Genomic DNA, 19,603 nt, shown 5'->3' on the forward strand with positions numbered 1-19,603 from the left:
TGGCCGAATGATTATGATTACATTTCAGACAGCTGCACCCAGCGTCGTTCTTCGATCGATTTATCCACGGCTTCCAGGACGGCTTGGCATTTTACGCCGTCCGCGAAATTAGGCACCGGCTGCCGTCCCTCCGAAATCGCGTTCGACAACTCAAGAAATTCATGCGTAAAGGTGTGTTCGAAGCCGATCGTATGCCCCGGCGGCCACCATGCTTCCATATAATCGTGTACGGGATCGGTAGCCAGTACCCGGCGGAAGCCCTGAACGTCCTCATCGTCGGTCGTGAAGTAAACCTCCAGTTCGTTCATCCGTTCAAAATCAAATTTCACGCTGCCCAAGCTGCCGTTGATCTCGAAGGAATTGGTGCTGCGATGTCCCGCGGCAAACCGCGTGGCCTCGAAGCTGCCCAGCGCCCCATTCTCGAAGCGGGTCATGAATAACGTAGCGTCGTCTACCGTAACTTGGCCCATGGGGCCGCCTTCGCTTCCTTTTGCGCTTAATCCGGTCATCTCGCTGGCAATGGGACGCTCCTTGATGAAGGTCTCGCTCATCCCGATTACTTCCTGCATATCCCCGACCAGATAATGCGCGAGGTCGATCAGGTGAGCGCCCAGATCCCCGTGCGAGCCGGAGCCGGCCACTTCCTTCTGTAACCGCCATACCAGCGGGAACTGCGGGTCCATGATCCAGTCCTGCAGAAACCAGGCACGGAAGTGATAGATCTGGCCCAATCTGCCGCTGTCAATCAATTTCTTGGCCAGTCTTACGGCCGGAGAAAATCTGTAGTTAAATCCGACCATATGGGTGACCCCCGCATCTTCCGCAGCCTGCAGCATCTCTCTGGCGTCGGCCAAGGTCAGCGCGAGCGGCTTCTCGCAGAAAATATGCTTGCCGGCCTTCGCCGCGGCCAACGCAATTTCCTTATGGGCGTCGCTTGGAGCATTGATATCGACCAGATCGATATCCTCCCGATTCACGAGTTGCTTCCAATCGGTAACGCTTTCACGCCAGCCCAGCTGATCCGCCGCTTCTTGCACGGCCGACGCATTGCGGCCGCAGATGGCCACCATTTCAGGCTTCAGCGCCTTCGGAAAAAACATCGGAAGGCTTCGATATGCGTTGCTGTGGGCTTTGCCCATGAATTTATATCCGATCATGCCGACACGTAATTGTTTCATCTTTCATTCCTCCTTGAATAAGGGTTCATTGATTTCGATGAAGCGAAGATGCGCGGACCACCAGGCGAGTAGGCAGCTGCCGATGCAGCGCGGCGTTCGATCCGCTGCCGTCCGGCGAATCGGAGTCGTCCAGCAGGTGAAGCACATGCTCTGCTGCAAGATATCCCAGTTCATAGAAAGGAACTCTTACGCTGGTGAGCGGCGGGGTGCAGAGCTCTGCAGCCTCCGAGTCGTCATAACCGACAAAGGCAGGCATTCGATCCTCTGCAATACCTAACGCGCGCAGGCCCTGCTGTAATCCGATCGCCATGCGGTCATTGGCCGCAAACACCGCTTCAATCCGGTCCAGCTTCCCGGCGATTAGCTCGGCTGCGGCATAACCGCTCTTGCGGCTGAAGTTGCCCTCGAACAGCAAGGATTCATCCGGCTTGATTCCCGCTTCGTTCAGCGCCCGGGTGTACCCCTTCAGCCGGTCGCGACTGTTGGAATACTGGGGCGGGCCATTAAGAAAAGCAATCTGCCGGAATCCCTGCCCGATCAAGTGATGAACGGCTTGATAGCTGCCTTCCACATGATCGGCATCCATGACGTGAAACGCCTCGCCGTCAAAGTATTGATTAATAAGGCAATAAGGGCGATCCGCTTCACTCAGCTGTTGGATGGCTGCGCGCTCGCCTTCATCGTCCCGGGCGCCGAGAATGATGCAGGCATCCACCTTCTGGGTACGAAACAGGTTCAAGTAATCCATCGAACCGCCGGGTTCACGGAACAGCATCAGCAGGTCATGCTTGCTCTCCAGCGCCTTACTGCCGATGCCGCTTAGGATCTCCGAAAAATAATAGGCGGAGAATATGCGAGCTTTCGGCAGGTAAGGCATAACGACGCCAAGATTACCGCTCCTGCGCCGCGCAAAACTGCGGGCTAGCGCGCTTGGGGTATATCCAAGCCGATCCGCCGCTTCCAGCACGCGCTGCTTGGTCTCCTCCTTGATCGGCCCGACACCATTCAGGACGCGGGATACCGTTGCTTCCGAAACGCCGGCGAGCTGTGCTACCTCTTTACGACTAGCGATAATCATCAAGCCTCCTGCAATTTATGTACGCGCGTACATTTTCTCATGGAGCATGGCTGTTGTCAACCGCTTTCCGATCCTTCATCCTATTCTTTTTGAAACCAACATATTGTTCTTGCACCGTCTTATCGGATGTGCAATAATCATCCCCATGGACTTATTAAACACGTTTAAAAAGAGTGAACGAGGTGATTCATACGCGCAAAGAAGCTTTGCCTACGCCGCAATCCATGAAATTCGCCGTCCGGCGCGCGCTCCGTTCGTCGCTTCTGGAGCTGGGGAGCGGAACCAAAGCCGAGCTCAGCGAAAGACTCGGCATCAGCTTTCCGACAGTGAGCAAAGTTGTGGAGCTCATGGTGCAGGAGGGTGAAGTCAACCTGCTCGGACTGGATGAATCCAGCGGCGGCCGACGTGCGAACCGCTATGCTTTTAATCCGGATTACATGCTGGGTCTCGCCGTTTATTATGAGAAAGAGCAGAGCGTATACACTGTTTTTAATTGGAACGGCGACTTGCTCGAGCGGAAGGTTGAAGACGGCATCCTTCATCGTGGACCGGAAGCCTTGGCTACCCAAATGGCAAACTGGACCCGCCGTTATTCAGAGATTCGCTCCATCGCCGTTGGCATGCCGGCGGCGGTGCGGGACGGTATTATTTTTCATGTGCCGTCGTATGGAACATTCCAGGATTACAATCTCCAATCTTACCTGGAGGATCTGTTCTCCATTCCTGTCATCGTAGAGAATGACATGAATGCAGCCGTGCTCGGTTACCACAATCTCAGCGGCTCGGAGGAGGCTTCCCTCGTATACGTATACCTCGGTCACAACGGACCGGGGGCCGGACTGCTCATTAATGGAAACGTCGTTCGCGGCCGCTCGTTCTTCACGGGCGAGATCGGCTTCGTCCCGATAAGCGAGGGCAGCAATTTTCAAGACATATTGGAACGTAATCGTTCCGTAATGAGCAGTCTCATCGAGCCGGATCAGGAGCAAATCGATGCGTTAAGCCGGCTAAGTGCCGCCTTCGCCGCGATTCTCAATCCCGATGCCATTCTGTGGTGCGAGCATAATCTCTCGCCCTCCGCCCTGCTCTCCATTAAAGAGCGTGCTTCCGCCTACGTGCCGGAGCGGCATCTTCCCGAAATGCTGCTTCGCGATTGGGAACACGACTATCTAGCCGGCTTGCAGCGGATCGCTCTGGATATGATGATATCCGATACAAGCGCAATGTAAAATTCAACAATGACGATTGGGGATTAACCGTGAATACTGACCTTCAACCAAAAACAAAACCTAAATTGAGCAAAGACTACACCCTGCATTTGGCAACGATCTTTCTCGGCTTTATCATATTTGGGATATCGGAGAATATTAAGGGGCCCGCCATTCCGCGGATCCAATTCGATTTTCGATTGGATGAAATGCAGATCGGCACCTTGCTCTCCCTGAACGCGCTCGGGTACCTGATCGCGTGCTCCTTCACCGCGCTGTTGACCCGGAAGATCGGAATCAAGTGGGTCAGCATGGCTGCCTTCGGATCGATGGCCATCTCGGGCGTGTTGATCTTCCTGTCCCACAGCTACCCGCTGTTTACCGCATCCTACTTCTTAATGTACATTGGGAACGGTATGCTGGAGATCGGCCTCGCGATATTGTCAGCCCGGATCTTTGTGCGCAATACGGGCACGATGATGAACCTGTCCCATTTCTTCTACGGTATCAGCTCAACGGTGGCCCCGATGATTGCATCCGGTCTCATGACCGTTACCGTGTTTAATTACACGCTGGATTGGCGGGGTATGTACCTGGCCATGCTGATGTTATCCATACTTCCCATGATCCCGGCACTCATGAGTAAGTTTCCCGGGGACGATCTATCCGAAACGGAACGGACACCGCTGAAGCTGCTGGTCAAAGATCCCGCGCTGTGGCTGGTCGTCATGATCCTGTCCTTCGGCGTCGTATCGGAGATGGCGGTTGGCGGTTGGCTCGTCAACTTTCTTGAAAAATCGTACAAATGGGAACCTGCAGCGGCAGCCGGCATGCTATCCGCGTTCTTCCTCTGCTTCTCGGCGGCACGCCTGCTGCTTGGCCCGATAACGGACCGGATCGGCTTCACGCTGTCCATCATCATTTTGTCCGGACTGACCGGAGTCTGTACGTTTGTCGCGATTTTCGGCGGAGAATCCTACGCCTTCCTGTTTGCGGCGGCAGGCATCGGGATTGCCCCGATCTATCCGACGGTCATGGCTCTCATTGCCAAAAGATATCCGAATGAGAGCGACACCGCGATTACGTTCACCGTCACCATGATGGGGATCGGCAGCGTCATCGGTAATTACGCGATCGGCGCGATCACGAACGGATTCAAGCAAATGTACGGCAGCGGTACAGAGCTCGGCCTGCTGCGCGGGCTGCAGGCCGGTTATGGCTTCATTGGGTTATGTGCCGTCCTATGCTCGCTATTCGGTATCGTCTTGTACCGTTATTTAAAAGTCCGCAAGCAATTAATTTGATACTCGAATCAACATGAAAGGGAGCCCTCTCAGCTTACAAGAGGGCTCCCTTTTGTTTATCCATCGTCGGTCTGTTCCGGACGATTAACCCAAGTCGGGTGTGTCGACAAGTTCGATGCTTGCCGTTTCGGTATGATGCAGCTCAAATACCAAGATTTCATTCCGTCCCTGCTTCAGCAGCGGTCCAGGCAGATACAGCGCTGCTTGCGGCCCTTGCTCCCAGTAGCGTCCCAGATTGAAGCCATTGACCCAGACGACCCCTTTTCCCCATCCGTCTAAGCGGATAAACGTATCGCCAATGTCATCCACCAAGAATTCGCCGCGATAGAAGGTAGGTCGGTCCTGCTGTTCAAAAGGTCCCTCCAGCGGTTGAAACGGTGCCGCATTCGGATGATCAAGCGGTAAGGGATAGATGCTCCAGTCATACAGGAACTGGTTGTTCATTCGGACTCCCTCCGTGATTCCTTTATAATCCTTCAGCCTCGGGCCGTAATTGATGCGTCCCATATTCTCGACCACGATCTCCAGCTTGGCGCCGGCTGCCGGAACATCGATTGGCAGGGCTTTGGGATCCCAACGTTCCACCGTCCCTTGATACTTTCCGTCCAGGAATACCTGTGCCCGGTCATGCACCTCTTGCAGATGCAGGGACTCCCCTTGGCGCGGCCCGGATATATGCGTTGCGTAAACCGTGAAGCCATAGCTTTGGCCCAGCCGTTCCATCGGTACGGGTGCCGTGCATTTCTGCTCCTCGGAAAGCGCAGGCAGATGCTCCATCAGGTCGGCATAGTGCGTCATGCTAACCGAGCCATAGCTTATCTTCTTGACAGGCTGCGGAGGACTTGGCAAATCGGAGAGTTCTTTCCCCTGATGCTGCGCGATCGCGCTTCGAATGGCTTCGAACTTGGCCGTCACGTCCCCGCACTCCGAGAGAGGGGCATCATAATCGTAGCTGGTTAGCGTCGGTTCATACTTTTCGTGAAAATTCGCCCCGTTATAGAATCCGAAATTCGTTCCGCCATGAAACATATAGAAGTTCACGGATGCATTCAAGTCCAGCATCTCCTTGAACACGGCAGCAGCATCCTCCGCGTCCCGGGTATGGTGTGGCTTCAGCCAATGATCAAACCAACCGTTCCAGTACTCCATGCACATCAGAGGATCTTCCGGACGGTACTCCCGCAGTTTATCAAACGCCTCTTTCGTTCTTGATCCGAAATTGACCGTGGCAAGCACGCCGGGAACGGTTCCGCCCTGCAGCATTCCGTCCGTGGGGCCATCCGAAGTGAACAGCAGCACGTCCACGCCCCGCTTGATCAAGCCATCCTTCAAATACTTCAGATATGCCGTATCATTTCCGTAACTCCCGTACTCGTTCTCGATTTGCATCGCAATCACGGGACCACCCTTGGAGGTCAGTAACGGAACCAATCGCGGAATCAGCTCATCATAATATTGGTCGACCTTCTCCAGATAAACCGGGTCCATGCATCGAAGCTGAATATCCGGATATTGCAGCAGCCAGGATGGAAGTCCTCCAAATTCCCATTCTGCGCAGATGTAAGGGCTCGGCCGAAGGATGACATGCAGCCCGAGATCGCCGGCGATACGGACGAACCTTTCCAGGTCGGCAATGCCATCAAACACAAATTGTCCTTCCTTCGGTTCATGCAAATTCCACGGAATATAGGTTTCCACCGTGTTCAATCCGCAGCTTCTCAGCTTCATCAGCCGATCTTCCCAATATTCCGGAACCACCCGAAAATAATGGACGGCACCCGACAAAATCTGAATCGGCTCATCCCCCAGCAGGAATTGTTGGTTAACCGCTTTCAATTGTGCTTTCATAGCTTGTTTCCTCCTAACACGTTTCATTTGCTTTCTATTGCCATCATCTATCAAAATCCCATGCTGCTCAATCTCCAAATGGGGCAATCTTTATACCTTTTGTGCCGAATCATCGTTATGATACAATATAAGGCATCATTACCGGCGTTTTCGATGCCCAAAAGGAGCCAGCTGTCATGGATATCGCTTTTCGCTTTCCCAATATGATTCAAACGCTGCAGGTAACCGGATGCCATTTTGATTCCCAGCCGCCAGGCTGGAGTTATCCGAGGCATCACCATCACCTGTTCGAGCTGCTATACTGTCTGGAAGGCGAAGTCCTGCAGGAAATTCATCGGGATTCCATTCAGCTCCGCGAAGGGGAATGGCTTCTGATCAAATCCGGGGTGCCCCATCAAACCTCGAATGCATCCAACAAGCAGTATGGGTACTTCAATGTTCATTTCGATCTGGATGATGCAGAAATTCGAAGCTCATTATCCGCTGCCCCTTACCGACATATTCGCCAGCATGAAAGCGAGCGCAGCAAACTGGCTGCCTACGTTCAAGAGCTGGAGGGAATCGTCCGGCGCAGCCAGCCGGCAGCCCATTCGGTCCGTCCGGAGAACCAGCCCAGCGATTACAATCTCACTTTTGAGGACAGGCTTCTGCTCCAGTCCTACACCCTGCTCATCATCCATGATGTGCTCTCTCTCTTGAAGAGGCAGGATGCGCTGAAGCCGCCCCGCGCTTTATTTGCGGCAGCAGGCACCCCTAAACCGTCCTCCCTGCTTGCAGCGGATGCGGCTCATGCCATCGAAGCGAAGCTGTCGTCAGGATTGACCGAAGAGATATCGGTCATGGCTGTGTCCCAAGAGCTTAATTTAAGCCGAAGCCAATGCTCCAAGTTATTCCGCCAAGTGTACGGGATCTCGCCAAGACAATATATCAGCCGTCAGAAGCTCAGTCTGGCCAAAGAGCTGCTGGTCACGACCCATCTGCCGATGAACGCAATCGCCGACAAACTCGGTTTTCGCTCAGCCAGCCATTTTTCCAGGCAATTCCGCCGCTGGACCGGGCAGTCGCCGACGGAATACCGGCCCAGGCACTAAGCCATGAAAAGCATTAAAGAACCTCCAATATCGAGTACCAGAACAATAGCCATCCCTTTGAGGATGGCTATTGTTCTGTATTGGCTGAACTTCATCTAATCATATGGCATCATGATTGGATATTGTATAATCCAAGTATTTTTAGTTAGTTACTTGACATTCAATAGTTAAATTGAGTATGATACAACCTATAGTTCTCAGCTATATTTAAGTTAGTTGATAACATTTTAAACCAAAATGACAAGGAGTGGTCTATTTCATGGGTAGTTATTCTTCTGCAGGCACTTTCATAATTCGGGTGATTCTGGGGGTCATCTTTATGGCTCACGGTTTGGATAAATTCCAGAGCGGCATCGGGAATATCGAAGGATTCTTCGCAAGTCTGGGAATTCCTGCCTTTATGGCAACCGTTGTAGCCATCATCGAAATCGTGGGCGGAATTGCGCTGATTATCGGTTTGGGAACGAGAATCGCTTCTCTGGTTCTTGGGGTCGTGCTTGTCGTGGCGATTTTTCAGGCGAAGCTGGGCATGGGTTTCCTGGGTGGCTATGAACTGGATATCGCGCTGCTGGCCATGGCCGTACATCTTGTTCTAAGCGGCAGCAGCCTGCTCTCGGTTGATTCGCTGTTCAGCAAGAAGAACAAGGCCTAACGCGGACAAGAGCGTCCTCAAGGTTGTCGGAGCGTCGATTCCATGAAAAAGAGCTGTGCGCAGATCCATTCCGAAAGGAATGAGACTGGTACAGCTCTTTTTTTAGTGATTTCATGAATAGAAGCTGCCTCCCGCTTCCGCCGCTGAAGCCGGCTTCCGCTGCAGCCTCAGGATTGTGAACGACAGCCCTGCGGATATGGCAATACAGATTGCCCCTGCAATGTAAACCATGCGAATGCCGAGCGTATCCGCGATAAGACCAATAACGGCAATCGATACACTTGTTACCGATGATAATAAGATATCCCGAGAAGCATATATTTTCGGCAGCATGTCCTGATCCACACTGGATTGGAGAGCGGTTTGCTGCGCCACATCCCTCAGCTGATAGGCCGGCCCCATCGCAATACATAAGATTAAAGCCACAACCGGGATACTGTTCAGGCCGTACCACAAAGTAAGCAGACTGAATACCGCGGAACCCGCAGCCATGCAGGGTATCAGATTTTTCTGGATGAAGGAAGACAGCAGCAGCATCAGCAAACCGCCAAGAATGGCGCCGACGTAATAACTGGCATTAATAAATCCCCACCAGGCTTCGCTTTGATGCAGCACTTCCTTTACGTATACCAGCGTGATCGCTCCCACCCAGATGGTTCCGGCTATCCCCTCAACCATATCCATGATCGTGACGATTCTTAGCGTAGGATTTCTCCACAGATAGAACCAGCCTTCACGGATTACTTCCCAGCTTGGTTTCCCTCGTCCGGCTGCAGCAGGAGCTTTGGTCTGCATGGATCGAGCCGCAATCCAAAAACACAATACGGATAGCCAGATGAGCGTACAGCTCATGATTAATGTCGGCATATGTCCGTAGCGTATGACCAGAAACCCCGTAAACGTATACCCGGCAATCTGCAGGGATTGGCTGGTAACGGATAACGAGCTGTTGGCCTTTACCAACCGGTCAGGAGCAACCATTCTTGGTACCATGGACTGGATCAGCGGATTCCCCCATCCCTCGGTAAACGCTATGAATAATATGAAGATACACAATATCGCGACCTGCGATGATATGTACGGGAACAAGACTACCAGCGTGGTCAACAGCAGGGCTTTCAGAACTTGAAGCCTCAACAGCAGCTTGGAGAAGCCGAATTTCTCCATGACGAGCGGAGCCGTAAAGCCGGCGGCAAACCGCGCCACTGCGTTAAACAGCGGGAACAACGCAGCAATAAAAGCCGAACCGGATTCCTGATACATAAAGGTAGTCAGCACCATGATATAGACAACGCCTGCCAGCGAAATGCTGGAGTGCGCGGTCCAGTAATATAAAAAGCCTCCTTTTTTCATGTCACACCCTATCCTAACGTGCCGATCTTTTTCTATTAGTCATAACATAGGTTGTAAGTTTCTGTAAAGATAATGAACCCTTCCCGTTCTAAAAAAGCCTGCTCCCATGATCCATCCATGAGAACAGGCCTTTGACTATGCGTTATTTTCTATGAAACACTAACGGTGATCGACCAACGGTCTTTCCCCGGATAAGGGCAGCGCTTGTCTTTCAGCTTCGCGGCGATCTGTACGATGCATCCGCACAGCGTACACGTGGTGTCCCCTTGCAGTTTAGGGCATGCGAAGCACGCACGAAGACGGGCATCATATTCGTCATCCGGTACGCACCGGTCCGATGAGAACATCGGGGAGGACAGTACGCGCGTTATCTGCTCATCGCTGACCCGGTAATCGTCATGACAACCTTTACACCGATTATCCGCCATGACCTTCGTTTATTCCGCCGTGATCTCGAGAACGGTAACGGACATCGGTGCCAGCTTCGCACGCAGTACGTCACCTTCCTGTTCAAATGCAGTGAATGCAGCCGGCTTGAGAACCTCCGGCGATTCAAAGGTATTATGAGCGTCCAGCGAATCGGCGGCAAGCTGCCGGCCTACGATTTGCTTCACCGCACCGCTTAATCCCCGAAGCTGGATCTTCACGTCGCTCTGCTCCGCGTGACTAACATTACACAAGCTTACATGGATTTTGCCGGCTTCATCCCTCGAGGCCGTTACGGATACTTGCGGGATCTTCTCGCCATTCATCTCATAATCGGCCCCGCTGTGATGGGTAGCCAAACGTTCGGCATCCTGATGCACTTTGTACATATCAAACACATGATAGGTCGGGGTAAGGATCATCTTTTCGCCTTCGGTCAAGATGACGGACTGCAGGACGTTGACGATCTGCGCGATGTTTGCCATCACCACCCGATCGTTATGCTCATGGAAAATATTCAGCGTCAAACCCGCCACCAGGGCATCACGGATCGTATTCTGTTGGTACAGGAAGCCAGGGTTCGTGCCGGGCTCGACATCAAACCAGGTGCCCCACTCATCCACGATGAGCCCGATGCGCTTATTAGGATCATACTGATCCATAATCGCCGAATGTCTCGTGATCAATTCATCCATATGGAGTGCTTTCTTCATGGTGGTGAACCATTCCTGTTCGCTGAATCCGGTGGCAGGTCCTTTGCCTGTCCAGAATTCGCCCGGAATCGTGTAATAATGAAGGCTTATGGCATCCATGTACGGATGTGCTTCCCTCATGACGGTCTCCATCCAGCGGTAATCGTCCACATTCGGGCCGCAGGCAATTTTGTAGATCTTGTTCTCGCCATAGTTGCGGACGTAAGTCTGATAGCGTCTATACAAGTCCGCATAATATTCCGGCCGCATATTGCCCCCGCAGCCCCAGTTCTCGTTCCCGACTCCAAAATATTTCACGTTCCACGGCTTCTCGCGGCCATTCTCCTGACGCCATGCGGCCATCGGCGACACGCCGTCAAAGGTCATGTATTCAACCCATTCCGACATCTCCTGAACCGTGCCGCTGCCGACATTGCCCGATATGTAGGGTTCGCAGCCCAAAAGCTCGCAGAGACGCAGGAATTCGTGCGTGCCGAAATGGTTGTTCTCCACAACGCCGCCCCAGTGCGTATTGACCATCTGTTTCCGATTCTCCCGCGGCCCGACGCCATCTTTCCAATGGTATTCGTCGGCAAAACAACCGCCGGGCCAGCGCAGAACAGGTATATTCAGCTGTCTCAACGCATCCAGCACGTCATTGCGGATCCCTTCCGTATTAGGTATCGGCGAATCCTCGCCCACCCAGATTCCTTCATAAATGCAGCGGCCCAGATGCTCGGAGAAATGTCCATAAATATTGCGATTGATTTTGCCTTTGGATACGTCCGAATGAATGGTAATAACCTGACTCATGACTTTTTCCGCTCCTCGCTATTATTTTATAGATATTTATATGAAACAGTTTAAAAATCTTTAAAACAATGATATCGATCAATTCCGATTCCGTCAACCAATAATTTAAACGCTTTCACTATATGGCCTTATTTTTTGCCAAAAAAAAAGACCAGCCCACAGCCGATCTTTCGATCCAGCTTTGAGCCAGTCCTTTTTAACGCGCGGCCCGATTTAAAAACTCGCGGGTCCGCTCCATCTTCGGCTGGTTAAATATTTGATCCGGCGTTCCGGCTTCGACTACTTGTCCGTGATCCATGAAGATGATCCGGTCCGCCACTTCCTTGGCAAAACTCATCTCATGCGTCACGATCACCATTGTCATGTGCTCCTCGGCCAGCTGCTTGATGACGGCCAGCACCTCGCCGGTCAGCTCGGGATCCAGCGCCGATGTCGGTTCATCAAACAGCATGATGTCCGGATTCATCATGAGCGCCCGAGCAATGGCCACGCGCTGCTTCTGACCGCCCGACAGATTTCCGGGGTATACATCCGCTTTATCGGACAAACCGACCTTTTGCAAAAGTGCGGTGCCGTTCGTTCTAACTTCTTCTTTGCTTTGTTTCTTGACATGTTTGGGCGCGAGGCCCAGATTCTCCTGTACCGTCAGATGCGGAAACAGGTTGAAGTGCTGAAATACCATGCCCATCCGGGACGTGATCGCTTTGATCTGCGGCGGACTGGAATACACGCCGTCCTTCACCAAATACTGATCCTGCACCTTGATCGATCCGCCGTTGATTTCCTCCAGATGCACCAGGCTGCGGAGCATGGTGCTCTTTCCCGAACCGGAAGGCCCGATGATGGCAATCACTTCATTCTTCTGAATCTCAAAGCTGACGTCCTTCAGCACGTCCAGCGAGCCGAAGGATTTTTTCATATGGGTTACTTCGATAATTGCCATTGCGCGACAGTCCTTCTATTCATATTTGAATCGGCGTTCCAGAAATTTAAACAGCAGCGTTAACACAAGCGTCATCAGCAGGTATATCACGCCCGCAATAACAAACGGCATAATCGTGAAATCCCGATTGACCGCCGTATACGCGAAGTGCAGCAGCTCCGGTACCGCCACGGCATACAGCAGCGCCGTATCTTTTACCAGCGTAATGGATTCGTTGGATACCGCAGGCAGGGCTACGCGGAACATCTGGGGCAGAATTACTTTCGTGGTCGTCTGCCAGCGGTTCAAGCCCAGCACCTTAGACGCTTCATATTGTCCCTTGTCAATCGCCAAGAGTCCTCCGCGGAAGATTTCCGCAAAATAAGCGGCATAGTTCAGCACGAATGCCAAGCATGCGGCTACAAAACGATCCAAAACGAGATATTCTCCGATCACCGGCAGCACCGGCAGCCCAAAGCAGAAGAACAGCAGCTGCAGCAGCAGCGGGGTACCTCGAAAAACATATATATAGGCATTGGCCAACCAAGCCAGCGGCTTGATTGCGCTTCGAACCATTAACGTGAACACAAACCCGAGCGGAATGGAGGCCAGAATGGAAATCAAGAACAACAAGATCGTGGTCTGCGCGCCCTCCAGCATCGGTTTGCCGATTTGAACGATGTAATCCATACTCATATCTGCTTAACTCCTAATGGAAAAACTTCCGGAATGCTGAAGTTCTCCGATGATTTCATTGTACCGACCGATTGGAACAGAAAACCGGAGCCTTTGGTTAAAGTCCGGTTTCTTGGAATACCTATGGGAGGTTGGATGACCAACCTCTTGGGAATGCTTACTTCAATACTTTGTCTTCCCCGAACCACTTCTCGGAAATCTTGGCAGCCGTGCCGTCGGCATTCATTTCGTCCAAGGCTTTCTGGAGGCTTTCCAGCAGTTCCTCATTGCCTTTCTTAACTCCGATCCCGTACTGCTCCGGCGCCAGGGACTCCTCCAAAATCTTGTACGTTCCTTCTTCCTTGGACATGAAGTATTTCATGACGACTTCATCTATGATCACAGCCTCAACGCGGCCGTTCTTCAAATCACTCAGAGCCAGCATGTTATCAGGAAATTCGTTGATTTTCTTCACCTGCGTGTGAATCTCGTTGGCGCTTAACGCATCGGCAGCCGAGGATAGCGACTGCAAACCGACCTGTTTACCCGCCAAATCACTGATCGAAGCAATATCGGAATCAGCCAGCACAGCAACAACCTGACTGTTCTCCAGATAAGGCTTGGTGAACAGCACTTTCTCCTTGCGCTCATCGGTGATGGTATATCCGTTCCAGATCAAGTCAATGCGGCCGCTGCTAAGCTCGGATTCCTTCGATTTCCAGTCAATTGGCTGGAACTTAACTTCCTTGCCCATTTTCTCGGCGGCTGCGCGGGCATAATCAATATCAAAGCCGACAATTTCATTGCTCTCGTCGCGGAATCCCATGGGCGCGAACTTGTCGTCAATTCCGACCACCAGCTCATTCCCCCCGCTTGCCGAGCTCGAACAGCCAACTACCGTTAATAAAAGCATGAAGCCTGCTAACACGGATGCTATCTTTTTCACCAAAAAATCCCCCTCGTAGACGTTAAACGCAGTCATATTCTGGGATCTATATCAATCCTCGTCCTATGCATAACTGCTTTTTCACTTTAATACGTTATCAAGACTCCATGATAGCATATTAGCATAGAAGAGTCGATAGTTTCATAGAATGGCCACTTTTCACCAACCGCATGAAATTTATGTATTTTCATCCTGTTTTAAGGTTATTTTAAGGATGATTTCAGTTTAACGGGAAAGAATGATGGACTGTAAGACCAACAACATGAAAGGCGGTAACAACAATGACAAACCACTTGAAGTCAGTGAAGCGGCTGGTGCTTATTGCCATCGCTGTAGTCATGGGCCTCGCTTATCTTCCCGTCTCGGTTTCGGCGGAACCGATCGGACAGCAATCGGAATCACCGGCTGTTCCTTCTTCCAAAGACGAACGCGGGCAACATAAACCCGGTCATATGTTCAAGGCCATCTCCGAGTTTCTGAAGCTGGAGCCTCAAGTTCTCCGGGATAAACTCAAAACCTCGACCCTCGCGGAAATAGCCAAAGAGCAAGGCGTATCGCGGGATGCCATGAAAGCCAAGATCATGGAGCTGCTGAAGGAGAAAATCGCTTCGCATCCAAAGCAGCTGGGCAAATCCATCGATTACTCCGCAGCGGCGGATAAGCTGCTTGACGCCAAGGGCGGATGGCACAAGCAGCGGATGCACCAGCGGCACGGCCGGCTGATCTCGGATAGCGACGAGCTGGCCAAGCTGCTGAAGACAACGCCGGACCAACTCAAAGCATCGCTTCAATCCGGAAAATCGCTGGCCCAGATAGCGAAGGAGCAAGGCGTACCCGTCCAGTCCGTCATTGATCAGCAAGTCCAGTCACTCACGAAGCGCCTGGATCGGAAGCTGTCCGAGGGCAAGGTGACGAAGGAAGAATACGAGGAACGGAAATCCAAGATAGCACCCTTCGTCAGCGACGTGGTCAACGGCAAAATCAAACCGATGAAACACCAGCACTACAGCAAAGATGCCGGTTAACGCTTGCCGTTAGGCTTAGAAACAAACATAAGAGCCGCCCATCGGTAGGATTAACCGAAATGGAGCGGCTCTTCATCAGTTCGCTTCTCTTTTTTTCATGATAAATTAAGGTACATACTGTTGGATGATCTTCACGACGACGCCGTCTTCAACGGTAATATGAAACGGAAACCATTTCATGTCCACGATATCATCCTTTTTGTAGATGTCCGCGAATTTGCTCAGGCTCACCGGCTGATTCCAGGAAATCTGGGCATCCTCATATCGTCCGGTATGGTCGTACAGCTGGAGCAGCACTTCTGCATCGTCCGCTACGGGAAGTTCGATATGCTCTTCCGTATCGTTCACGATATAATAGCCGTCGGGGGCCTCGGTCATCTCAGGGTCCTGCTCCCGTTCGCGGAACACCTGATTCGCTTCCTCTCCCTCATACCACTCGATAGGATCTACTAGAAGAAAGACCTTGCCGTCTTTGATCTCCAGTCCGTTTATGTAGGCAGCTTCCTGATTTGAAGCTTTCGGAACCGGCTCATAATTGTTGCCTGAGGCTACACCGACGGTTGTCATCATGATCAGGACAAGCAGCATCATTGCTCCCAATTTCCAAGCCGACCTCTTCATCTTCTCATCGCTCCCTCTTCATACTTCTATTGATAGATCAGATTTATACCACTTTCTACCTTGGAATCCGACTCAACAAACATTAATGGTCATTAACCCAATTCTTGGGATTTGAAACACCTATGTACTTGTCGTTCCTATTTCTTTCCTTCATTATACGAATCTCCGCCGTAAAAAGGATGTCATTTCGATGTAAATTCATTACAATATTTCAATTTTCGAAAGCGCTTCATATAGGTTGGAGCGGTCCTGCATGATGCAGAAATCCGAGAAAACAGCAAAACAAAAACAAGCCCGCCCCGCTGATTCCTCAGTCGATGGTCAGGCTTGTTCCTATAATCAGCTATTATTGATTGAATGCTTCGGTCAGAACCGGAACGATCTGCGATTTACGGGAAACCACGCCTTTAAGAAGCGCCTTGTTCTCCGACAGAGATACATTGTACGCTCTCTCCACGGCTTTGGACTCTTTACCGAGCGCCAGCGCGATGGAATCGTTGTTCAGGATGTCCGTCACCACGAAGACAAACAAGTCCAGGTTTTTGTCCGTAATAATCGATTGAATCGCATCCTCGAGTTCTGCTTGGCGGGACAATACATCATTCGTATCCACCGCGTTGACCTGGGCGATTTCGACTTTGGCACCGCCCATTTGGAATTCCTTAGCATCGAGGGAGATCAATTGAGCGATGGTTTTGTCGCTCAGATCGGCACCTGCCTTGAGCATGTCCAAACCATAGCTGTCGGCATCCACGCCGGCGATTTCAGCCAGCTCGCGAGCAGCAGCCACATCCTCGTCAGTGCAGGTTGGAGATTTGAACAAGAGGGAGTCCGAGATGATCGCGGACAGCATCAAGCCGGCAATTTCTTTGCGAACGGCTACGCCCTTCTCCTTATAAATCTTGTTCAGGATGGTAGCAGTGCAGCCGACAGGCTCCGCACGGTAGTACAGCGGATGGCTTGTCTCAAAATTAGCGATGCGATGATGATCGATAACCTCGATTACGCGAACCTGGTCAATGTCGCTGGCGCTTTGCTGACGCTCGTTATGGTCCACGAGAATGACGTCCTGCGCTTCGTTTGCAACCGTCTCAACGAGGCGAGGCGCCTCTACTTTGAAGAAATCGAGCGCGTATTGCGTTTCGCCGTTAACGTCACCAAGACGCACGGGCTCGGCCGAAAGACCAAGCTGGTTCTTCAAGTCAGCATATGCAATAGCAGAGCAGATGGTGTCCGTATCCGGATTTTTGTGTCCAAAAATTAAAGTTTTAGCCATATTTAATGCCCCTCTCGCAACATGAATTTCATCGTTTATACCAATAAACAGATGATCACCTATCTGATTATAGCGTTAAATTCTACTTATTCCAATTCCTTTACAGAGATTATTTTCAGAGAGCGTTTATACCAATACAATCTCCGGTTCCGGAACGAACCCGAAATGGTTGTTGATCGACTCCGAAATCAGATTCATCAAGTACAGAATGTCCGTTGCCTTTGCATGCTTCTGATTCAGAATCATGTTGCCGTGGTGCGGAGAAATGATGGCGCCTCCGTATTCGGTCCCCTTCATATTCAGCTGGTCCACGAGCGAGCCTACGGCTACCCCGTAATCGTAATTGTTCTTGAATACGGAACCGCAGGACGGATAGTCGAAATGACGCTTACTCGTCCGGTACTTGATGATGTCGAGCATCGACTGCGGCGTCTCGATTCCCCTTCCGGCCAAAGCATGGACCTCGCCCAGAAAGAACGAGAAAAAGGACGGCAGCGAGGACGGATGGCTGCCGCGGCTCTTCCACTCCGCGAGCAGCGCCGAAGTCGAATGGATCTGCTCCTCCGAGCTGACCGGTATGTTGAGATCGGCGCCTACGATGATCCATGGATGCTGCTGGAAGATGGATTGCTTGTATGCAAATAAACAATCCCCCGCCGCAATGGACTGCACCTTCAGGCCCGGATCCATCGTATCGATATAATATACCGTATCCAGGATATCGCAGATTTGGCGCGCATTATATTTGGCGTTCATATAGATGCCGGCGCCTACGCAGCCCGGCAGCAAAAAAGTAAAGTCGAGCAAATCGGTTCCGCCCATTAACCCCATCAAGGAAAGCAGGGACATCGGCGTTCCGGATGAAACGTACCATTTGTCTCCCGAAACCTGCAGCTCCACCAGGTTTTTGAGCGAGATAAAGACCAGATCGCGTTTCGGTTCGTCCGGGAACAGGATATTGGAGCCCATGCCGAAAATGTACCATGGCAACCCGCGTTTTTTGCAATCCTGCAAAAGTTCCGCCAGGTCGGCTGCCGTTTCAGGCATGGCCAGATAATTGGCTGAACCGCCGATCCCGTACGTCGAAAAGGCAGACAGCTCCACATTGCGCTTGCACAATCGGTCAATAGCAGATGTATGTAAAGTCATCGTAGACATGTCACTCCCTATTCTTCACATTAGGCACAACAACCCTTACTAAATGTGGGGATGTTACATCATTATGATGCAACTACTCGGATGGTGTCAATCTGGGGCGAAATCCTGGCCATATAGCAAAAAATCCCTGGATTACGGCTCGTAGACCGTAACCAGGGATTCGTTCATCATCAGATGATCCGTTACCAAAATTTATTCGAGGAAATCCTTGAGACGCTTGCTGCGGCTCGGATGACGCAATTTACGGAGCGCCTTCGCTTCGATCTGGCGGATGCGTTCGCGCGTTACGCCGAACACCTGCCCCACTTCTTCCAGCGTGCGGGTCCGTCCGTCCTCGAGTCCAAAGCGAAGCCGAAGCACGTTCTCTTCACGCTCGGTAAGCGTATCGAGCACTTCCTCCAGCTGTTCCTTCAGCAGCTCGAAAGCCGCCGCATCTGCCGGTGCCAACGCATCCTGATCCTCGATGAAATCGCCCAGGTTGGAGTCGCTTTCCTCTCCGACAGGCGTTTCCAGGGACACGGGTTCCTGAGATACCTTCTGGATCTCGCGCACTTTCTCCGGTGAGATGTCCATCTCCTTGCCGATTTCTTCCGGCGTCGGTTCGCGGCCCAGCTCCTGAAGGAGCTGTCTGGAGACACGAACAAGTTTATTGATCGTTTCCACCATATGCACCGGAATCCGGATGGTTCTGGCCTGGTCGGCGATCGAGCGGGTAATCGCCTGACGAATCCACCAAGTGGCATAGGTGCTAAACTTAAAGCCCTTGGAGTAGTCGAATTTCTCCACCGCTTTGATCAAGCCCATGTTGCCTTCCTGGATCAGATCAAGGAACTGCATTCCCCGACCGGCATAGCGTCTTGCTATACTAACAACGAGACGAAGATTCGCTTCGGCCAAACGGCGTTTCGCTTCCTCATCTCCCTCCTCTATACGTTTGGACAGTTCCACTTCTTCATCGGCTGAGAGGAGGGGAACACGACCGATTTCTTTCAGGTACATGCGAACTGGATCGCTAATCTTGATGCCTGGCGGAAGCGAGAGATCGTCGTGAACCGAAAAATCCTCTGTTGGAGAATTAGCCGATTTCTCTGTATCCGTAACCTCGCGTTCCAATGCAAAATCCGCACTCTGACGGTTCTCCATTCTATGCCCCCCTGTTGACAATCCCATATTTTCATGCTAATCTAGCATTAGATCATTATGACATTAAACCAATAGTTATTTATCCTTCATTCTAGCATATTTTATAGACTATATCAACTTCTAATATATTCTAGTCCGTTGTACCCGATCTCAACTCTGAGATCGGGTTTTTATATATTCCTATTATATATGTT

18 protein-coding genes are annotated in these 19,603 nt (G+C 51.6%); 5 read left to right on the forward strand and 13 right to left on the reverse strand.

Going from position 1 to position 19,603, the window contains the following annotated elements:
• Positions 1–17: 17 nt before the first annotated feature.
• Together MHH82_RS20070 and MHH82_RS20075 are read right to left on the reverse strand one after the other, a co-directional pair.
• Positions 18–1,178, reverse strand: coding sequence for a Gfo/Idh/MocA family protein (locus MHH82_RS20070; RefSeq protein WP_213579118.1), 1,161 nt, complete (start codon positions 1,176–1,178; stop codon positions 18–20).
• Between the two features lie 25 nt (positions 1,179–1,203).
• Positions 1,204–2,256 (reverse strand): LacI family DNA-binding transcriptional regulator, encoded by a 1,053-nt coding sequence (locus tag MHH82_RS20075; protein ID WP_340967624.1) that lies wholly within the window; start codon positions 2,254–2,256, stop codon positions 1,204–1,206.
• Between the two features lie 182 nt (positions 2,257–2,438).
• Between MHH82_RS20075 and MHH82_RS20080 the strand changes: the two genes are divergently transcribed.
• Both MHH82_RS20080 and MHH82_RS20085 read left to right on the forward strand, forming a co-directional pair.
• Positions 2,439–3,485 (forward strand): ROK family transcriptional regulator, encoded by a 1,047-nt coding sequence (locus MHH82_RS20080; protein ID WP_340967626.1) that lies wholly within the window; start codon positions 2,439–2,441, stop codon positions 3,483–3,485.
• A gap of 29 nt (positions 3,486–3,514) precedes the next feature.
• Positions 3,515–4,768: an MFS transporter gene (locus MHH82_RS20085; protein WP_015736158.1), complete on the forward strand. Its 1,254-nt coding sequence runs from the start codon at positions 3,515–3,517 to the stop codon at positions 4,766–4,768.
• Positions 4,769–4,852: 84 nt separating this feature from the next.
• On the opposite strand, the gene MHH82_RS20090 is transcribed toward MHH82_RS20085, so the two are convergent.
• On the reverse strand, positions 4,853–6,616 hold the full coding sequence (locus tag MHH82_RS20090) for a glycoside hydrolase family 35 protein (RefSeq protein ID WP_340967628.1): 1,764 nt from the start codon (positions 6,614–6,616) through the stop codon (positions 4,853–4,855).
• Between the two features lie 176 nt (positions 6,617–6,792).
• Between MHH82_RS20090 and MHH82_RS20095 the strand changes: the two genes are divergently transcribed.
• Positions 6,793–7,707, forward strand: a complete 915-nt coding sequence (locus MHH82_RS20095; RefSeq protein ID WP_015736160.1) for an AraC family transcriptional regulator — start codon at positions 6,793–6,795, stop codon at positions 7,705–7,707.
• A 259-nt stretch (positions 7,708–7,966) separates the two neighbouring features.
• Positions 7,967–8,359: a DoxX family protein gene (locus MHH82_RS20100; RefSeq protein WP_015736161.1), complete on the forward strand. Its 393-nt coding sequence runs from the start codon at positions 7,967–7,969 to the stop codon at positions 8,357–8,359.
• A 111-nt stretch (positions 8,360–8,470) separates the two neighbouring features.
• On the opposite strand, the gene MHH82_RS20105 is transcribed toward MHH82_RS20100, so the two are convergent.
• The 6 genes from MHH82_RS20105 to MHH82_RS20130 form a co-directional block, all read right to left on the reverse strand.
• On the reverse strand, positions 8,471–9,712 hold the full coding sequence (locus MHH82_RS20105) for an MFS transporter (RefSeq protein ID WP_340967630.1): 1,242 nt from the start codon (positions 9,710–9,712) through the stop codon (positions 8,471–8,473).
• 149 nt (positions 9,713–9,861) lie between these two features.
• On the reverse strand, positions 9,862–10,140 hold the full coding sequence (locus tag MHH82_RS20110; protein WP_145037759.1) for a DUF6171 family protein: 279 nt from the start codon (positions 10,138–10,140) through the stop codon (positions 9,862–9,864).
• 9 nt (positions 10,141–10,149) lie between these two features.
• A complete protein-coding gene (locus tag MHH82_RS20115) occupies positions 10,150–11,643 on the reverse strand; it encodes an alpha-N-arabinofuranosidase (protein ID WP_009593122.1) in 1,494 nt (497 codons plus the stop codon).
• Positions 11,644–11,839: 196 nt separating this feature from the next.
• Positions 11,840–12,586 carry an amino acid ABC transporter ATP-binding protein gene (locus MHH82_RS20120; RefSeq protein ID WP_036661415.1) on the reverse strand — a complete coding sequence of 249 codons (747 nt, stop codon included), beginning with the start codon at positions 12,584–12,586 and terminating at the stop codon, positions 11,840–11,842.
• Between the two features lie 15 nt (positions 12,587–12,601).
• A complete protein-coding gene (locus MHH82_RS20125) occupies positions 12,602–13,261 on the reverse strand; it encodes an amino acid ABC transporter permease (RefSeq protein WP_009593110.1) in 660 nt (219 codons plus the stop codon).
• Positions 13,262–13,418: 157 nt separating this feature from the next.
• The gene (locus MHH82_RS20130) at positions 13,419–14,186 is read right to left on the reverse strand and encodes an amino acid ABC transporter substrate-binding protein (protein WP_015736166.1); all 768 of its coding nucleotides are present in this window, start codon (positions 14,184–14,186) and stop codon (positions 13,419–13,421) included.
• Positions 14,187–14,467: 281 nt separating this feature from the next.
• On the opposite strand from MHH82_RS20130, the gene MHH82_RS20135 reads away from it, so the two are divergent.
• Positions 14,468–15,211 (forward strand): hypothetical protein, encoded by a 744-nt coding sequence (locus MHH82_RS20135; RefSeq protein ID WP_145037757.1) that lies wholly within the window; start codon positions 14,468–14,470, stop codon positions 15,209–15,211.
• A 105-nt stretch (positions 15,212–15,316) separates the two neighbouring features.
• Here the strand turns inward: MHH82_RS20135 and MHH82_RS20140 are convergent, their stop codons facing one another.
• The 4 genes from MHH82_RS20140 to rpoD all read right to left on the reverse strand — a co-directional run bounded on the left by MHH82_RS20140 (position 15,317) and on the right by rpoD (position 19,409).
• Positions 15,317–15,832, reverse strand: coding sequence for a hypothetical protein (locus tag MHH82_RS20140; RefSeq protein WP_036661422.1), 516 nt, complete (start codon positions 15,830–15,832; stop codon positions 15,317–15,319).
• Between the two features lie 346 nt (positions 15,833–16,178).
• A complete protein-coding gene (locus tag MHH82_RS20145; protein WP_009593146.1) occupies positions 16,179–17,108 on the reverse strand; it encodes a manganese-dependent inorganic pyrophosphatase in 930 nt (309 codons plus the stop codon).
• Between the two features lie 126 nt (positions 17,109–17,234).
• Positions 17,235–18,257, reverse strand: a complete 1,023-nt coding sequence (locus MHH82_RS20150) for a UDP-N-acetylmuramate dehydrogenase (RefSeq protein ID WP_340967635.1) — start codon at positions 18,255–18,257, stop codon at positions 17,235–17,237.
• A gap of 201 nt (positions 18,258–18,458) precedes the next feature.
• The gene (gene rpoD / locus MHH82_RS20155; protein ID WP_009593145.1) at positions 18,459–19,409 is read right to left on the reverse strand and encodes an RNA polymerase sigma factor RpoD; all 951 of its coding nucleotides are present in this window, start codon (positions 19,407–19,409) and stop codon (positions 18,459–18,461) included.
• Positions 19,410–19,603 lie beyond the last annotated feature (194 nt).

Source organism: Bacillus sp. FSL K6-6540 (assembly GCF_038007545.1).

What these genes read in the sequence shown, in the direction of transcription:
- MHH82_RS20105 (WP_340967630.1), bottom strand. Translation starts at nt 9,712, where the DNA reads ATGAAAAAAGGAGGCTTTTTATATTACTGGACCGCGCACTCCAGCATT.
- MHH82_RS20135 (WP_145037757.1), top strand. Translation starts at nt 14,468, where the DNA reads ATGACAAACCACTTGAAGTCAGTGAAGCGGCTGGTGCTTATTGCCATC.
- MHH82_RS20140 (WP_036661422.1), bottom strand. Translation starts at nt 15,832, where the DNA reads ATGAAGAGGTCGGCTTGGAAATTGGGAGCAATGATGCTGCTTGTCCTG.
- MHH82_RS20095 (WP_015736160.1), top strand. Translation starts at nt 6,793, where the DNA reads ATGGATATCGCTTTTCGCTTTCCCAATATGATTCAAACGCTGCAGGTA.
- MHH82_RS20115 (WP_009593122.1), bottom strand. Translation starts at nt 11,643, where the DNA reads ATGAGTCAGGTTATTACCATTCATTCGGACGTATCCAAAGGCAAAATC.
- MHH82_RS20150 (WP_340967635.1), bottom strand. Translation starts at nt 18,257, where the DNA reads ATGACTTTACATACATCTGCTATTGACCGATTGTGCAAGCGCAATGTG.
- MHH82_RS20070 (WP_213579118.1), bottom strand. Translation starts at nt 1,178, where the DNA reads ATGAAACAATTACGTGTCGGCATGATCGGATATAAATTCATGGGCAAA.
- MHH82_RS20145 (WP_009593146.1), bottom strand. Translation starts at nt 17,108, where the DNA reads ATGGCTAAAACTTTAATTTTTGGACACAAAAATCCGGATACGGACACC.
- MHH82_RS20075 (WP_340967624.1), bottom strand. Translation starts at nt 2,256, where the DNA reads ATGATTATCGCTAGTCGTAAAGAGGTAGCACAGCTCGCCGGCGTTTCG.
- MHH82_RS20110 (WP_145037759.1), bottom strand. Translation starts at nt 10,140, where the DNA reads ATGGCGGATAATCGGTGTAAAGGTTGTCATGACGATTACCGGGTCAGC.
- MHH82_RS20125 (WP_009593110.1), bottom strand. Translation starts at nt 13,261, where the DNA reads ATGAGTATGGATTACATCGTTCAAATCGGCAAACCGATGCTGGAGGGC.
- MHH82_RS20120 (WP_036661415.1), bottom strand. Translation starts at nt 12,586, where the DNA reads ATGGCAATTATCGAAGTAACCCATATGAAAAAATCCTTCGGCTCGCTG.
- MHH82_RS20090 (WP_340967628.1), bottom strand. Translation starts at nt 6,616, where the DNA reads ATGAAAGCACAATTGAAAGCGGTTAACCAACAATTCCTGCTGGGGGAT.
- rpoD (WP_009593145.1), bottom strand. Translation starts at nt 19,409, where the DNA reads ATGGAGAACCGTCAGAGTGCGGATTTTGCATTGGAACGCGAGGTTACG.
- MHH82_RS20100 (WP_015736161.1), top strand. Translation starts at nt 7,967, where the DNA reads ATGGGTAGTTATTCTTCTGCAGGCACTTTCATAATTCGGGTGATTCTG.